We start from the raw sequence: 16,775 nt of genomic DNA on the forward strand, positions 1-16,775 counted from the left end.
CGTTTTGGCCGTTTGGTCAAAAAGTGTAAAGCAAACGTGGTGTTTTATACAAAATCTTCATCCATAAGCTTTTGAGAGCTCATATTCTTTAGAATAACCACTTAAAAGAATACATTTGTTATATAGAGATAGGTCAGCTAAATATCTCATAATCATTAAATTAAAAGTGAAAAAAATTAACTTTCTTCATTTAGTACTTTTAACCATTGCTACCCTGCTTATTTATGTAGTGTTGGTTCCCGCTGTTTTTTTAACTGCCGATAAAACCGAGTGGGTGGTACTGTTATGTATAACAGTGTTCGCGTTAGTGTTTATCACTCAGCTATATAAGGCTACGCCTGCGTTTATAAATAAGTCGTTTTTTGGTACAACTTTTTTCTTCGCGATCATGCTGGTCACCATCTTTGGTATCGTATCATTCACCTGGAAAAAAGAATCGGCAACGGCCGAGGCAAAACCTTATGTAAAAGCAGAGCCGGGTTTGGCAAGCGATAAGTATTGTATACACAATTCAGCAGGGAATACATCCGGCGGTGTAACTATCGTTAATATGGATGGCTTTCCTGATGATCGTCATTTGGTTTTTTCAAGATCATTTGAGGCAGGCCCTAATACAGTAAACCCGAACCTTAATCATGATAAGGTTACCATTGAGGTAAACAATAATAATAAGAGCAATCTGATTATAAAAAGCGCCGAGTTATCAGCAGATGAACTGTGGAAGGTAAGTGCCGTAAATAACAAAGCGGCGACCAAAGCCGATTTTCCATTAACAATCGCTCCGGCAGGCAAAGCATATATTACGGTAGCGTTTACAGGTAAGCGTATTAATGAGCGTGCCTCAAACATTGCGTCGAAAGTGTTGATGTATACCCAGTTTCAGCTGATCAGGTTTAACAAAACCTTAAAGGGCTGGTTGCCATTTGGCGCTACTAACTTTAGGGTGAACGGTACTTTAAAGCTATTGACTAATGATAAGGTATCGCCGGAGAAAACCGTTTTTTTGAACGGCCTTTGGCAGTACCGTCTTACCGGCGATTGGGAACCCAACCTGCAAACCGAGCTGAATACTATGGGCTTTGGCACACGTGTAGGTTTTGGTACTGTGGATAACGGCAACAAAGGCGAGAGTGTTATTGCCGGGACGGACGAAATCGGTATAGAGTATTTTATGCCTGCTGATGTTCGCCAGCCGGTACGCTTAAAAAAGATTGCATCATACCACGGTTGCTGTACCGTTGCCGATGCTGATACGCTGCTGTATTTTAACATTAATGATAAAGCCGCCAAACCTATATGTTACTACAATGGCCAAAGCGGACAAACATTGCTACCTGTTGAAAGTAAGAGCAATGAAAATTATCTTTCATTCAAAACATCGTTGCCGTTTGGTTTTATGATAGGTAATTCAAATACCGATCGTAATAAGAATTATAAGAAGAAAATAGGCATCCGCGTATGGAAAGCCGTTGATCAGCAAGGTCACATTATAAAAAATACCTACATTATGGGTAGCGATTACCTTGGCACCAAAGGCACAAATTATGATTATCAGGATGAGGTGTATTACATTGATAATGTACTGCCTTACCATATTATGAGTGAACCAACCACATAACAATACCAATAGTATAAACAAAAAACGGCCTCCATTACAGAGGCCGCTTTTGTTTATATTAATTAGTGATTTTTTATTAGAAGATACCAACAACACCTTTATTATTCCAGTGAGTGTATTGGCTGGCCCATTTGTATACACCGTAGTTTGATTCCTGGTAGCTTTTGTACGGCTCATCAAACAATTCGTAAGCTATGGCAACTTTTACTTTTGGATTGTTGCGGCATTTAGTTACAAAGCTGTTGATGAAGTTACTTTGGTTGGTTTCGTTAAGGCTTAAGCTATTGCTTGATTTGTAGCGGAAACCATACTCGGTGAACCATAACTCTTTAGTAGGGAACAAGTCAGACAGTGTTTTGGTGATGTCAGTGATCTTGTAGTTTTTAGCAGCGCCTTCCATATCAGAGTACCAGTGGTAACCGATGGCGTCAAACTTAACACCGTTGTTGCTTAGCGCGTTCAGGAAACCCCAGTGTATCCAACCGGCATCCACCATAGTTTTAGCGCCCGGGTCGTTAGCCTTGATGCCTTCGTCCATACCTTTAAGGTAAGCGGCAAGTTTTTGAACCTTTGCAGCGTCATAGTGCGATGCTTCACGACCTGTTTTGCCCGAAATTAGCAGGCCAAGCTCTAAATCGTTACCCAGGTTGTAGTACTCAAACACATCACCATACTTGGCAGCGAAGTTACCGCCCAAAATACGGCCTTTCTCGTACGATGTTGCAGCGTTGTCAGCAGCTTTGAATGTTCTCAGGTAAAGCATTGGTAACAGGTTAACTGAACCATTTTTAGCAGCATCACGCAGTGCGGGGAATAACTTTGTTGATGATGCTGAAACTGTACCGTCGGCCATGGTTTGGATATTGATACGGTACCAATTCATACCCATGCCTTTAATTAATTCTACTTGCTTCTCAGCAGGCGTTGCCAGATAAGGCGCATCGCCGAACGGATGGCCATTGATGCCCAGTTTCAAGGTTGAAGTTGAAGTGCTGGTTGTAGCGGTGGTTTTTAATGTTTGTTCTGACTGTACCGGGGAAGTAGCATTTTCAGATGGAACAACATCATTTTGCTTTGAGCAAGAGGCAATTGTGAAGCCAGCAGCGCATACCGCGACTGCTAAACCTTTTGTAAAGTTTTTAATCATTATAGGGTTTTTTAATCAATAGTTATGGTCTTTTACGCCTTTGTATCGTAAAGGTTACAATAAAATGTGCTTTATTTTAAAAATATTGCAAAAGCTTCGTTTTTGGCCTGTATTTGCTGTTTTTTTATTGTCTGCAAGACATTTAACAAGATTTGTAGATGAATAAAAACGGATTGTTTAATAGCTAAAAGTTGTAATTAGTTGATTTAAATTGTTTTAGCAAGAAGTCGCAGAGCAGTAAGGGATAGTCTGATAAGATCTTTCGGCAAAAGTGAATTGTTTGCTGTGTATAGTATAATGTGCAGGTGTATACTAATTGAGAATTTTGTAGACTAAAGTGTCCACAATTATACGTTTTTCGATAAAAAGTTTCTTACAATAAGATCAATTGTAAATGAATGGTTATTTATTTAATCTAATAATTAAAAGTACACCTATTGGTTGTATTGTTTTACTGGAAGTATAGTCGGCATACAGTTTGTCGTTTTTATTTTGTTAATCATCTACCCACATTAAAATTAATATGATAATAAACTACGGCAAAATTGTTGAATTCACTATCAGGGCTAAAGGTATCAGCCTTGAAGAATTGGCTTTTGAGTTGAGAACTAATCGTCGAACTTTATATAACTGGTTTCAAACACCGCTGTTAAAGCGTGATGTTATATATGTGATCGGTATGGCCATCCACCACGATTTTTCAAGAGAGTTTCCTCAATTATTTAAAAGTAACGAATTTGCTTTCAGAGGCAGCCAATTATCATCAGGCCGTCAGCATGCCAATTTCAGCATAAAGGGCAAAAGTAAATTTGTTAAGCTATTAGAATAATAACCAGTATTTATACTACCCTAATAAAATAAAAAGGGCCTCGGTAAAACGAGGCCCCTTTGCATATAATTTTATCTGTATTTAATTTTAGAAAAGACTTACAGCATTCTTTTTAGCTGAATTTGTGTATTGAGCGGTCCATTTGTATAAACCGTAGTTTGATTCCTGGTAGCTTTTGTAAGGCTCGTCAAACAATTCATAAGCCATAGCCACTTTAATTTTAGGGTTGTTACGGCATTTGTTCAGGAAGGTGGTCATGAAAGCACTTTGGCTATCTTCGTTAGATGCGTTTGTTGATTTGTATCTGAAGCCATACTCAGTAAACCATATCTCTTTAGTTGGGAACAACTCGGCCAGTTTTACAGTGATATCAGTTATCTTGAAGCTTTTGGCAGCAGCACCTTCCATGTCAGAGTACCAGTGGTATCCAATGGCATCGAATTTTACGCCGTGGCTGGTGCATAGGTTTAAAAAGCCCCAATGTAACCAACCTGCATCAATCATGGTTTTAGCACCGGCATCTTTTGATTTGATGCCTTCATCCAAACCCTTCAGGTAATAAGCAACTGATTTACCTTTGGTTGGGTTATAGTCGGCTATTTCGCGGCCGGTTGTACCTGGCAATAAAAGGTCAAGCTCAAGATCATTACCTAAATCATAGTACTCAAAGTAAGCACCATATTTTGCAGCGAAGTTAGCGCCTAAAGTTTTACCTTTTTGGTAAGCAGTTTCAGGACTGTCAGACTCTTTTAATGTTTTAAGATATAACATGGGCAGCAGGTTTACAGCGCCATTTTTAGCTGCATCACGCAACTCCGGGAATAAGTTTTTTGAGTTTTGAGATATTGTACCGTCTGATTGTACTACTACGTTAATGCGGTACCAGTTCATACCCATACCCTTTATCATCTCAACCTGTTTAGTAGCAGGAGTTGCCAGGTAAGGCGCATCGCCAAACGGGTGGCCATTGATACCCAGCTTTAAAGTAGAAGTGCTGGTAGTAGCAGCGGTTCTTAAAGTTTGTTCTGATTGGATCGGGGTTACTGATTGTTCAACAGGAACAACATCGTTTTGCTTTGAGCAAGAGGCCAGGGTGAAGCTTGCAGCGCATACCGCAACTGCTAAACCTTTTGTTAAGTTTTTAATCATTGGGTGTGTTTTAATCAATAGTTGTGGTCTTATACGCCTATGTTTCGTAATAGTTACAACAAAAGGTAGATTATTTTAAAAATAATGCAAAACCCGAATATACAAAGCGTAAAGGGCATTTTTATTTTCAGAAAATTTTATGGAACACAATTGTGTAAAACTGAGCCAGTGTTTTGGCGCATTACTCAGTACTTTTCGCACTTGCAATTAGAACTATAAGCAGAGTAAGATTTTGAACTTAACTGAACCGAGAAAAAGAGCAGAGATTATACAGGAAGTATATAAAATAAAAAATCCTTTGACCACTCGCTGCTCAAAGGATTACTATTGATTAAATGATTAAAAATTGCTTGTCTTTACTTCCCCAAGTCAAGACAATACAAATATACATACAAAGTTTCTAATTAAAACCTTAATTGTTAAGCAATAGTTAAATTGGGTAGTATTTGAGAATTGTGTGGTTATTTTCTCGTATGTATTTATTAGCCGTATTTTAAGCTGATAAATATTAAACAAGTGCAAAATAATAATGCTAAATCAAGTAATCAACTGTTGTTCAATAATTTGATTTGTCATTTATTTCTCTTTCTTTAAGTTCATATTAATCACATATCGTCCTCGTTATGTGCTAAAAATGTGCATTTTGTTTAGCCCTATTGAAACTAAATTAATAAACGGCGATAGTGAAATTACATATCTGATAATAAATTATCTCTGTATTTAATGTATTTGGCGGCTGGTGAAACGTAAAGAGATTTTTACAAAAGGTATTCTTTTTCGGAATAATGGCACGTGGGGTACATGCTTTGTTGCCCCAAACCATCTTATAAACTTATAAGATGGTTTTTTATCAATAGTTAGCTTACCCGGGGCAGCGAGTGGCCCGGGTGGGCTTTTTTGCTTTTTAACCTGCTGATTGTGTTTTGTGCCATTTTGTTAATTAATTGACCCATAAGCGAAAAAAAGAACAAATACTATCCACAAAATGAATTTGTATTAGCATTTTAATAAAAATTTGAGTTTCTTTAGACTCGATAAAAGCATTAGGTTGTTTTTTATCAATAGTTAACCTTCCGTGTTTCGCGACGCGGAAGGTTTTTTTATTTCAGTAGATTTCTGATAATATTTTCTTTCACTGGTTTGCCAAAAATCAACTACTTTCTCTCAAATAGTAAGAACATTTTGGCCGCGACAACAAACGTACCATACCACATTTGAGGTGCAATGATTGTTGTTGTAAGTGGTTATTATACAGCTTGGTATACAACTGTATTGGGTTTGGTTTTAATGTAGCTTTTTGCTCTAATTTTAAGCTGCCAATTAAAATCACTTATGAAAAAGAACCTTGTTACCCCGATAGCGATCCTCTATCTTGCAATGGCTTTGCTGGGTTGTCAGCGTAAAAATGATGTAATACCGGCTGGTGCTGCAAAAACAGGCACTGATGCTACTGCCGCCGCTGTTACTATTAATCCTTATACCATATTAAACATAACCACGGCAGGTATACCAAATGGTTTTACAGCCGGAAGTATCTACCTTAAAAATAGTGGTTCGTTATATGTAACTGATGTGACTAATAACTCGATCAAAAAAATTGACATTACGCCTGTTAGCACAGCGAATCAGTTTACAAGTGTTATAACAACCGTGAATACACCGCCGGGCGAGAACGGGCTGAGATTGACCAACCCAATAAATGTTGTGGGTACTAATAATGGATCAATTAACGTGCTTTTCAGAACAGATGATAGGTTTGGTAGCGTGGTTTACGGGCGTATATATGGCCCATCTGGCAGTATATATACATTGCCGGTAAGTAGGATAGGTAACATTGGTATGAGTGGCGACCCAAGCGGTAGTTTTGCCTGGTTTTGCAGTTTTGATGGCATAGGCAAATTCTTTTCGTCGCACATTCAATTGCCTAACTTTAAAATACCTGCCGATAGTTTGTATGAATTGCAAAACGGCGAGCAAAAGCGCGGAAGCCCGGTAACACGTATTTTTGTTGGAGCAAGTGGTACTAAGTATCTGGTAAACAATCAGCAAATATTCAAACTAACCAGCGGAGGCCAGCTCATTAGAGCGAAGCCTTATGCCAATTATCCTTACACACCATATGAAAGCATGACCGGGCTGGTGGCCACCGGCGATAATAAGATCATTTATTTCACAAAAAATGGCCGCATCATGAAGTTAGAGAACAGCGTGATCACAACGCTGGTATATCCAAGCGGTCAAACATCAACTGAAGGTACAGCCGCATTTATTCGAGCCGGAGAATTGGCAATTGACGAACAGCAGCATCTGCTATATTTTGCTGATAGTTATAGTAGTTCAGGCGGTAATATTAAAGCATTAACCTTGCCCGGCTATCAAGGTCACTAATTTCTTAAACTTTAACACAATCAGGTTATGAAACGCATTTTACCTTTAATATACAGTGTTGTAGCAATACTTTGTTTATACGGCTGCCAAAAGGATGGTATTCCGTTAGATGAAAAGAAGGCCCATGATGTACCCGGTGAACACCTGGTTACTACAATAGCCGGTAATGGAAACGGCTTTGAGGAAGATATTGATGGTGTAGGCAAGGCGGCCTCATTCGCGCAGCCCATAGGTATTGGTGTTACCAGTAAGAACGTTATTTATGTGGCTTGTATAAATGGTAACAGCATACGCAAAATTGTGCAGGATAGTATTGTTAATACAGTAAGCTTTAGTCCTTCATCATTTGAGTTATATGCTCCGCAAGAACTTGTGGTAGCTACAGATGGCACAATAACATTTACCAGTAAGACATATATTCAGGAAGCAGGTTTAGTGGTAAGTTATAAACCAGGCTCGGGTCAGGCTCCTTTGGTGCGGGGTGATGATGTTTATACCGGCTTAACTGTAGATCCGCAGGAGAATATGATTTGGGCTTGCGCAGGGCAGGTGTTTTCGCAAAACTTCCAATTTTTTAAGGTTGAGCCGTATAAAAAAACAGTAAACTTTGTGTTGATACCGATAGACAAGGTATCGCCCAACGCCCGCTTCTCAAATATTGTGGCTTTACGTAATGATGTTAAATACGTAGTGGCAAATGGCAGTACTCTTTATAAATATGAGGAGGGCGGGCATTTAGCGCCAACCCTTACAAACTTAACTTTTACCAGTATCACCTCCATGATAGCCACAAAGGATAGCAAAACCATTTACATGGTTGACGACTACAAGATCAAAAAGCTTGATGTTGCTACTGGCACTGTCGAAACCCTTGCCGGCCCTAATGGCTCAGGCAGCAATGAGGATGGTGTTGGCCTTGCAGCCGATGTATCGGCCATAAGGATAGCGCTATCTGCCGATGAAAAGTTTATATACTTTACCAACCTGAATTACCTGATCAGAAAAATAGCGTTATAAATTATAACGCTATTTAATATCATATCTGCGAGTATTCAGTTGGTACCAGCATGGTTGATACTATCTTGTTAATGAGCAGCGCATCAGCATATTTGGGTACCGAGCTTATCTTTTTCCATTCGGGGTCGCTGCCAAAGGCTTTCCAATGGGCATTTTTGGCATCCATATCCGCAAAGGTGAGCATGTAGGTAAGGTTAGGGCGTGCATTGCCTATAACGGTTTCGCCCCAAAATACAGGCTTAAAACCAAGGCGCTTAAATATACCCATCTCTCCCTGGTCGTTAAACATCTCTATCTTCTGCTTACCCGCGGCCTCGCTTGGGCTTTGGTATTGGCGCAATTCAAAAAGGCGGGTGCTTTTATCCGGAGCCTCAAGGATAGGGCTTTGTTTAAACGATTTTAGTAATGATGTTTCAATACGCTCATAAGCCGGGCTTTTAGCCGGGGCGTTAAGGTAAGTGGCACCTTTGGTGAAGTAATCTGTATCGATGCTCAACTTTTCAGCAACCTTATCAAAATGATCAAGGCTATTATATTGTATCAGCACAAACAGTTTGGTTTGTGTTTCAGGTTGCATCTGCGTAAAAACGCCCACATGCTTAACGCCGAGCTTATTAAGGGCGGCTATGGCGGTGTCCTTATAAAAATCCTCAACCAGTTTTTGCTGGGTTGCATCTTTAAGCTGATATGCCCGCAATTCATAAAATTCCTGCTGGGGTAGGCGTGCAGTGTTTTCGGTAGCATTGGCGGCAATAGGCAATACAACAGCGGCGGTACTCATAACGGATGCTTTTACAAAGGAGCGTCTTTTCATAAAAAGTAGATTTAGAGGCTAATATATTAATTTATTCTTTCGGGCGATACTAAGATGGTCGATTGTATAATTTACACTGATAGATGTGCAATCCGATCCATTGACTCAACAAAAAAAGCCGGTCTTCATTACAAAAACCGGCTTGTTGTAGTATAATAGTGTCTAACCTAAACCTCGGTCACGGTTTTACCGGTAACGGTAGTAGTATTTTTGGTTGAGATGGTGCTTACATATCTCCATTCGGATTTTGCCTCATTAGCCGTGAACGATGCCATTACATAACCACGCTGTGTGGCATTCAGGTATTGCAGATCATTAACCAGCAAAGCTATGGCCTGTTCAAAACCGGCAACTGTAGCAGCATTGGTACCAAATATGGCCTCAAATCCAGGTGATGATACCGATGCCGTAGCGAACTCAACACCCGCCTTGTTGCCGTTAACGGTAGTAAGTGCCGAGTACCAGGCATTGTGGGTGTCACCGGCTAAGGCTACCAGTTTTTTGCCATTTGCGGAGGCAAATACGGCTTCGCGCTCAACAGGATAACCATCCCAGGCATCAAGGTTATAAGGTAACACCGTATCAACACGAGCCCTTTCCTGCTGGGTAACAGTCGGATCATTTTGCAGTACGCGGGTTTTGATAACAACCAATTGAGATATCAGCGTATTAAGTTGTGCCAGCACTTCGGGGTTGCTGCTGCCATCAGCAATTTGGGCTACTAATAAAAGCAGTTCGGCAGGCATATACATTTTGCCCATTAACACCTGGCTGCCCAATACCTGCCATTTGGCATTGCTGCCAGCCAGGCTGGTACCCAGCCATGCCTTTTGCTCGGCTCCAAGCATAGTACGTTGTGGGTTTTGCCATGCGGCTAAAAAGGCGTTGGTATTTAAACCTGTTGGTGTAATATAATCGGCATAGCTTATTTGCTTATCACGACCTATGATACGGGTATCCAGCATCATCAAATTCACCAATCCGGCTATTTCAAAGTTGCGGTATATTTTGGCGTTATCCTGTACGCGGGCTGGCAAATACTCGTGCCATACCTGTATGGCGCTCATTTTACGGGTATTGTAATCGCCCTCGTTAGGCTGGTGGTTTTGCGCGCCATCCTTATAAGCGTCATTAGCCACCTCGTGGTCATCCCAAACACAAATAAAAGGCTTAAGCTGATGAGCCTTTTGCAATTGCTCATCGCTGCGGTACTGGCGATAACGCTGGCGGTAATCATCAAGCGAGATGATCTCACCGGCAGGTTTATGTGTGCGCTTTAAGTTTTCGGTGTTGTCGTTCGATCCGTAACCGCCTGCCTGGTACTCATAAATATAATCGCCCAGGTGAACAACAAAGTCAGCGTCAGACTCAGCTACCGCGCCATAAACGTTGAACAACCCGGCTTGGAAGTTAGCGCATGATATCACGGCCATCTTCACCTCGTTGGTTTGCCCGGCGGCAGGCAATGTCCTGGTTTCGCCGGTTACTGAAACAGCTTCAGTTGTTTCGCTGCGAAAGCGGTAGTAATATTTTGTGTTTGATGTAAGGTTGGTTACATCAACATATACGGTGTTATCGCTATTGCTATCAACCCGTACCGATCTGCTGGCTACCACATCTTTAAAATCTTTGTCTTTGGCAACATCAAGCAATACTTCGGGCGTGCCGGTTTCTTGGCTGGCCGGAGTGTAGCGGGTCCATAATATAACCCTGTCGGTAGCCGGGTCAAAACTGGCTACGCCTTCGTTAAAGCCCTGGCCCTGGTAGTTTACTTTATCATCATCGTCGTTTTTACTGCAACCTGTTAAGGCTGAAGGGATAAGAACGGCGCCCGCGCCTGCAATAACGGTATTGCGGATAAAGTTTCGGCGGCTTATTGTTTTAAGTATAGTGTCTTTATTCATCTAAGGTTTATTTAGGTATAAATGTAAAGTTTCAACATGTACACAGTATAAAATCTGTGTGATTGTTAAATTAACCAATAGTATATTTTGAATGTGATTATAAAAGCAAATATCTGATTATTAGAATACTGTATATAATGTTTGGTGTTTATGCCCTTAATGTGTGCAAGGTTAAGTTTAACAATAGCTTAAAAAAATAAAAGCGTTTACATTTTTGAATAACGATACAGATTATAACTTTGGGAAACCGTTTTACCATATACTGCATAAGCAGTTACAAACCAATATCTGATGATAGAACAAATTAAGCGTTGCGTATCAGCGTTAACGTTAATTACCGCTTGCTGGATGCCCGCTATGGCTCAGCAAAACTCAGGCGAAGGAAATTTAAAGTATGTAGATCCGCGAGTGGGCAACGTTGGCGCGCTGTTAGAGCCTACCCGGCCAACCGTGCAACTGCCTAACCAAATGATGCGTATGTTCCCGATACGTAAGGATTATCTGGACGATCAGATCAGCAGTTTCCCGTTGCTTATCGTATCGCACCGTATGGGCGAGGCATTCAGCCTGAAACCAACGACAGATGCCGTTTCGGCAAAGGCCTTTAACCAACGCATGACGTATGATCATGATCTGGAACAGATACGCCCGTGGTATTACAAAACCTATTTAATAGATCAGGAGATCACTGTTGAGTATGTGCCCGGTATAAAAACAGGTATCTATCGCTTTGAGTTCCCGGCAAAGGGCGAAAAGAACTTGCTGCTTGGCGTTTACAACGGCGGCGAATCATCATGGAATGTTGCAGGTAACGAGCTTACCGGTGTTGAAACTTATCATGACGATATTAAGATATACACCTACGGTGTGTTCAATGAAAAAGGTACTGCCGGTGTGTTGAACAACGGCAATGTAGCGCAGGGTTCAACCATTAGCGGCAAAGGCGTAAAGGCATTTATCAGCTTCGCTAATTCATCAGCCAATACGGTTGAGCTTAAGTACGCGGTATCATTTGTAAGTGCTGAGCAGGCCAAGGCAAATTATACAGCCGAGTTTAAGGGTAACCGTGGTTTTGATCAACTTAAGCAATCAGGCGAGCAGGCCTGGAGCAAGGTGATCAACCAGATAAACGTAGCCGGTGGCACCGAAGCGCAAAAACGCAGCTTTTACTCGGCGCTATACCGTTGTTACGAACGCCCGGTAAACATCTCCGAAGGAAATAAATACTACAGCGGTTACGATAAAAAGATACACGAAAGCAACCGCCCTTTTTATGTTGATGATTGGACATGGGATACTTACCTGGCCCACCACCCGTTACGTACCATACTTAACCCTGCGCAAGAGGAGGATATACTCAACTCATACGTAAACATGTATCAGCAAAGTGGTTGGGTGCCAACCTTCCCGGTGTTGTTTGGCGATCACGCTTGTATGAATGGTTTTCACTCAACGGTAACCTTTTTGGATGCCTACAATAAAGGCTTACGTAATTACGATATTAAAAAGGCTTATGAGGGCATGCGTAAAAATGCCACTCAAGCTACCATGATGCCGTGGAAGAATGGCCCTAAAGGTCCGCTGGAAGATTATTATTATGCCAACGGCTATATCCCGGCATTGCATCCGGGCGAAAAGGAAACGGTTGAGGGTGTGCATGGCTTTGAAAAACGCCAGGCCGTAGCAGTAACACTTGGTGCCAGTTATGATGACTGGGCGCTGGCTCAGTACGCCAAGAACATCGGCAAAAATGATGATTACAACCTGTTTATCAAACGTGCGGATAACTATAAAAAACTTTGGAGCGATAAGGAAATGCTGTTTATGCCCAAGGATGATAAAGGCCAATGGATCAACATCGACCCTAAGTTTGATGGCGGCATGGGCGGTCGTGATTATTACGATGAGAATAACGGCTGGACATACCAATGGCAGGTACAGCATGATGTTCCCGGGCTGATCGGCTTAATGGGCGGCAAAGAGAAATTCGAGGCACGGTTAGATCAATTGTTCCGCGAAGACCTGGGCCGCAGCAAATATGAGTTGCAGGCAAAATTCCCTGATTTTACCGGCATAGTAGGCCAGTTCTCGATGGGTAACGAACCAAGCTTCCATATACCATACCTGTATAACTTTACTGATGCCCCCTGGAAAACCCAAAAACGCATCCGCTTTTTGCTGGATGTATGGTATAAGGATAATGTTTTCGGCATCCCCGGTGATGAGGATGGCGGCGGCATGACGGCCTTTGTAGTATTCTCGTCAATGGGCTTTTACCCGGTAACTCCCGGCACGCCGGTTTATACTATAGGTAGTCCGCTGTTTGAGGATGTAACCATTGATCTGCCTAACGGTAAAAAGTTCAGACTAATAGCCAAAGGCGCATCTGTTGAAAATAAGTACATACAAAGCGCCAAACTAAACGGCAAGGTGATAAACACCCCGTGGTTTAACCACAGCGACCTGATAGGTGGCGGTACCCTCGAGCTTGAAATGGGGCCTAAGCCCAACAAGCGATGGGGCGTACAAGCCAAATAAAACAAGAAAGCCGCTAATTTTCAGCGGCTTTCTTGTTTTATAAGTATATGCTTTAATCGAGTAAAAGACATTTTGGGGAGGTTGTTATGTTACAACTGCATTTATTACATTTGCTGAGCAGTAGTGAGCAACGGGTTGTATAGATGCGGAATGAATGATAGCTTTACTATTGATACCCCTATACGTATTAATGGAATCTATATTAAGTAAAGAAAAGCCGGAAGTACGGCTAAGGGCATTTAGAGCAGTTGACGATCCGGATACTTGTGAAGCGTTTATTGAAGGGCATACCCATGTACTAACCTCAATAGGTGTTACCAAGGTAACTTCATCAAGGCACGAGTGGACGCAAAACCCCGACGCGTTTGTTATGGTTGTTGAATCGATAGATGGTTCAAAGGTTTACGGCGGCGCGCGCGTGCATGTGGCGGGCGGGCACGAGCCATTGCCCATTGAATCGGCCACGGGCGCTATGGACCCCAAGATATTTGAAACCGTTTACAACTACGCCCAGCAGGGTACCGGCGAGCTTTGCGGCTTATGGAACTCGCGCGAAATAGCGGGCTACGGCGTAGGCAGTATATTTTTGATCAGAGTATCGGCGGCTATTGCCTTTCAGCTGGGCTTAAAATCGCTGTTCGCGTTGTGCGCGCCATATACGGTAAAGCCGGTTAAAGGTATAGGTATGGAGCTGGTGCCAACGATAGGTAACAACGGTACCTTTTATTACCCAAAGCTTGACCTGGTAGCTACTACCATGGTATTAAAGGATGTACCCGGAATGCCGTTAGCCGATGAGGAAGACAGGAAGGCCATTTTGCAGGTGCGCGATAATTTTGTGGCTGTACGCGAGGAGGAATTGCGCGGCAAAAAGATCATTATACATTACGAAACCCAAATACCAACACTGGGCAACTGGAGCCTTGAGCAGGCCATTGCCAACACACAGAAAAACTTTCTGCAAGGCAAGATTGACGAAAGGGATATTAATTTTCTTTAGTGCCGTAAATTGCCAACTTTTACAACTATTTCATCGTAAAACACCTACCAAATACGTATATGAACGCTCTATCGGGATTAATTGAAGCCACCGGCGCACTCAACCAAATTTACAAGCCAGTTTTTTATCGGTTAAAAAATAGTGATGATGAGCAGGCGCTTGCCGACCTGATATCAGGCGGTGGTGTAAGTATTGTGCACGATAATTATGAGGAACAGCTTAAGGAGTTGCTGAAAATGCAGCACCCAACCATTAAGCTAAAACCCGATGATTATGCACGCCTGATCAGTGAGCGCCACGCGAATAAAAACCCTGATCAGGAGGGTGTATGGGTTTATTTTCCCTGGAATAAAAAGCTGATACATTTACTGGAGGAGGAGGAGTTTATAGAAGTACGTACCAACCGTAACCGCTATAAAATTACGCTTGATGAGCAGCACGGTTTGCAGCAAAGGGTAATTGGTATAGTAGGCCTGTCTGTAGGGCATTCTATAGCCTTAACTATTGCTATGGAGCGTATTTGCGGCGAGTTGCGCCTGGCCGACTTTGATACCGCCGAGCTAAGTAACCTTAACCGTTTACGTACCCCGCTGTTTAACCTGGGTATCAACAAAACGGTTATAGCCGCGCGTGAGATAGCCGAGATAGATCCGTTTTTAAAGGTAACTATATTTAACGATGGCCTGCACAAAGGCAATATGGACGCCTTTTTTATAGGCGATAAAAAACTCGATCTGTTTATTGAGGTGTGTGATGGCTTGGATATTAAGATACAAAGTCGCTATAAAGCACGCGAACTGAACATACCGGTAGTAATGGATACCAACGATCGTGGTATGCTTGATGTTGAGCGTTTTGACCTTGAGCCTAACCGCCCGGTATTGCACGGCCTTGCCGATGGACTCGACCCGGATAACATCAAGGATCTGACCAACGAAGAAAAGGTACCATACATATTGCGTATGATAGGCGCTGATACCATATCAACCCGATTGAAAGCATCAATGCTGGAGGTTGAGCAATCCATCAATACCTGGCCGCAGCTGGCATCGTCGGTTACGTTGGGTGGCGCGCTAACTACCGATGTTTGCCGCCGTATTTTGCTTGATCAGTACCACGAATCAGGCCGTTATTATATCGATCTGGAAGATTTAGTGAAGGATGAGAATGTTGCCAAGGTGGTTGATCTGTCGGCTAATCCATACCTGCCGTTAACCAAAGGTCAGCAAGCGGAGAGCATACAAAAATACACTGCCCAAAACGCGGCAGCTACATTTAAGCCTGATCAGCAACAACTGCAACAAATAATTGATGCGGCATTGGCTGCGCCATCTGCCGGTAATAACCAACCCTGGTTATGGGTTTATCATAATGGGCTGTTGTTCCTGTTTCATGATAAGTTCAAATCATGGTCGTGGGGAGATTATTACGAGATGGGCTCGCACATGGCATTAGGCGCTGCAATCGAGAACGTTCAACTACAGGCAAAAGCTATCGGCTTAACTGCTGTGGCTGACATATTAACTGCGGATGCAGCCTCTCAAATAGCCGCCGTTATACGCTTTGAGGATAAGGCTTCGGCTGAAAGTAATGACAGCCAACTGGCCGCGCAGATATTTACCCGTCGCACCAATCGCCGTATTGATGTGCGCCAGCCTATAGCCGCCGATCTGTTTGATAAAGCTACCGCGCAGCTAAGCGAGTTTGAAGGAATTAACCTGTACCATACCGAAGATGAAACCGAATTGGCCGAACTGGCCGATATTATTGCCGAATGCGATAAGGTGAGGTTATTGAATAAACTGGGCCACGAAGAATTTTACCACGAGATACGCTGGAACAGAACCGAAGCTGATGAAAAGCGCGACGGTGTTGAGATAGAGGCGGTTGACATTAGCCAAAGCGATATTGCCGGTTTTAAGGTAGCGGGCGATTGGAAAGCTGTTGAGCTGATATCGAACTGGAAAAAGGGGAGCGCCTTTAAAAAGCTATCGCTTAAGGCGGTAAAATCTGCCGGTAGTATGTTGCTGGTAACTATACCTAAGTTTACGCACACCGGTTTAATTGATGCCGGTAAAGCGGTTGAAAAATTGTGGTTGTTAAGCGTTGCGGAAGGTATAGCCATACATCCTATGTTGTCGCCGGCATTCTTCTTTAACCGGTTGATACATGGTAAAGGCGAACAGCTTACGCCTGACGAGATCGAAAATCTGACCGCCCTGCGCGAGCGTTTCCTTAAGATATTCCCGGTAGGGCAGCAAAACGACCGGGAAGCTGAGGTTTTCCTGATGAAGCTGGCCGTGGCTGATGATTACGGACCAAAATCATTGAGAAAACATAAAGACGAACTTTTTTATCAACTTTAACCAAC

At 42.5% G+C, this 16,775-nt stretch carries 11 protein-coding genes; 7 read left to right on the forward strand and 4 right to left on the reverse strand.

Features of this window, described 5'->3' with window-relative positions; translation table 11 throughout:
• The first annotated feature begins 166 nt into the window (after window positions 1-166).
• A complete protein-coding gene (locus IM792_RS15620) occupies window positions 167-1,618 on the forward strand; it encodes a hypothetical protein (RefSeq protein WP_194102829.1) in 1,452 nt (483 codons plus the stop codon).
• 76 nt (window positions 1,619-1,694) lie between these two features.
• Here the strand turns inward: IM792_RS15620 and IM792_RS15625 are convergent, their stop codons facing one another.
• Window positions 1,695-2,765: a glycosyl hydrolase 53 family protein gene (locus tag IM792_RS15625; protein ID WP_194102830.1), complete on the reverse strand. Its 1,071-nt coding sequence runs from the start codon at window positions 2,763-2,765 to the stop codon at window positions 1,695-1,697.
• Window positions 2,766-3,288: 523 nt separating this feature from the next.
• Here IM792_RS15625 and IM792_RS15630 point away from each other — a divergent pair.
• Window positions 3,289-3,594, forward strand: a complete 306-nt coding sequence (locus IM792_RS15630; RefSeq protein WP_194102831.1) for a hypothetical protein — start codon at window positions 3,289-3,291, stop codon at window positions 3,592-3,594.
• Window positions 3,595-3,681: 87 nt separating this feature from the next.
• Here IM792_RS15630 and IM792_RS15635 read toward each other — a convergent pair whose 3' ends face one another.
• Window positions 3,682-4,743, reverse strand: coding sequence for a glycosyl hydrolase (locus IM792_RS15635; protein WP_194102832.1), 1,062 nt, complete (start codon window positions 4,741-4,743; stop codon window positions 3,682-3,684).
• Window positions 4,744-6,075: 1,332 nt separating this feature from the next.
• On the opposite strand from IM792_RS15635, the gene IM792_RS15640 reads away from it, so the two are divergent.
• Both IM792_RS15640 and IM792_RS15645 read left to right on the forward strand, forming a co-directional pair.
• A complete protein-coding gene (locus tag IM792_RS15640; protein ID WP_194102833.1) occupies window positions 6,076-7,131 on the forward strand; it encodes a hypothetical protein in 1,056 nt (351 codons plus the stop codon).
• A 27-nt stretch (window positions 7,132-7,158) separates the two neighbouring features.
• Entirely contained in the window at window positions 7,159-8,148 is a 990-nt protein-coding gene (locus tag IM792_RS15645) for a hypothetical protein (protein ID WP_194102834.1), read from the forward strand.
• Between the two features lie 19 nt (window positions 8,149-8,167).
• Here IM792_RS15645 and IM792_RS15650 read toward each other — a convergent pair whose 3' ends face one another.
• Both IM792_RS15650 and IM792_RS15655 read right to left on the reverse strand, forming a co-directional pair.
• Window positions 8,168-8,962, reverse strand: a complete 795-nt coding sequence (locus IM792_RS15650; protein WP_194102835.1) for an NIPSNAP family protein — start codon at window positions 8,960-8,962, stop codon at window positions 8,168-8,170.
• A gap of 167 nt (window positions 8,963-9,129) precedes the next feature.
• Entirely contained in the window at window positions 9,130-10,866 is a 1,737-nt protein-coding gene (locus tag IM792_RS15655) for an alkaline phosphatase D family protein (protein ID WP_194102836.1), read from the reverse strand.
• A gap of 291 nt (window positions 10,867-11,157) precedes the next feature.
• Between IM792_RS15655 and IM792_RS15660 the strand changes: the two genes are divergently transcribed.
• The 3 genes from IM792_RS15660 (at window position 11,158) to IM792_RS15670 (ending at window position 16,770) form a co-directional block, all read left to right on the forward strand.
• Window positions 11,158-13,404 carry a GH92 family glycosyl hydrolase gene (locus tag IM792_RS15660; RefSeq protein ID WP_194102837.1) on the forward strand — a complete coding sequence of 749 codons (2,247 nt, stop codon included), beginning with the start codon at window positions 11,158-11,160 and terminating at the stop codon, window positions 13,402-13,404.
• A gap of 190 nt (window positions 13,405-13,594) precedes the next feature.
• Complete coding sequence (locus tag IM792_RS15665) at window positions 13,595-14,404, forward strand: hypothetical protein (RefSeq protein WP_194102838.1); 810 nt, start codon at window positions 13,595-13,597, stop codon at window positions 14,402-14,404.
• A gap of 59 nt (window positions 14,405-14,463) precedes the next feature.
• Complete coding sequence (locus IM792_RS15670) at window positions 14,464-16,770, forward strand: Rv1355c family protein (protein WP_194102839.1); 2,307 nt, start codon at window positions 14,464-14,466, stop codon at window positions 16,768-16,770.
• Window positions 16,771-16,775: the final 5 nt, after the last annotated feature.

Origin of the sequence: Mucilaginibacter sp. JRF (assembly GCF_015223065.1) — a bacterium.
Taxonomy (GTDB): domain Bacteria; phylum Bacteroidota; class Bacteroidia; order Sphingobacteriales; family Sphingobacteriaceae; genus Mucilaginibacter.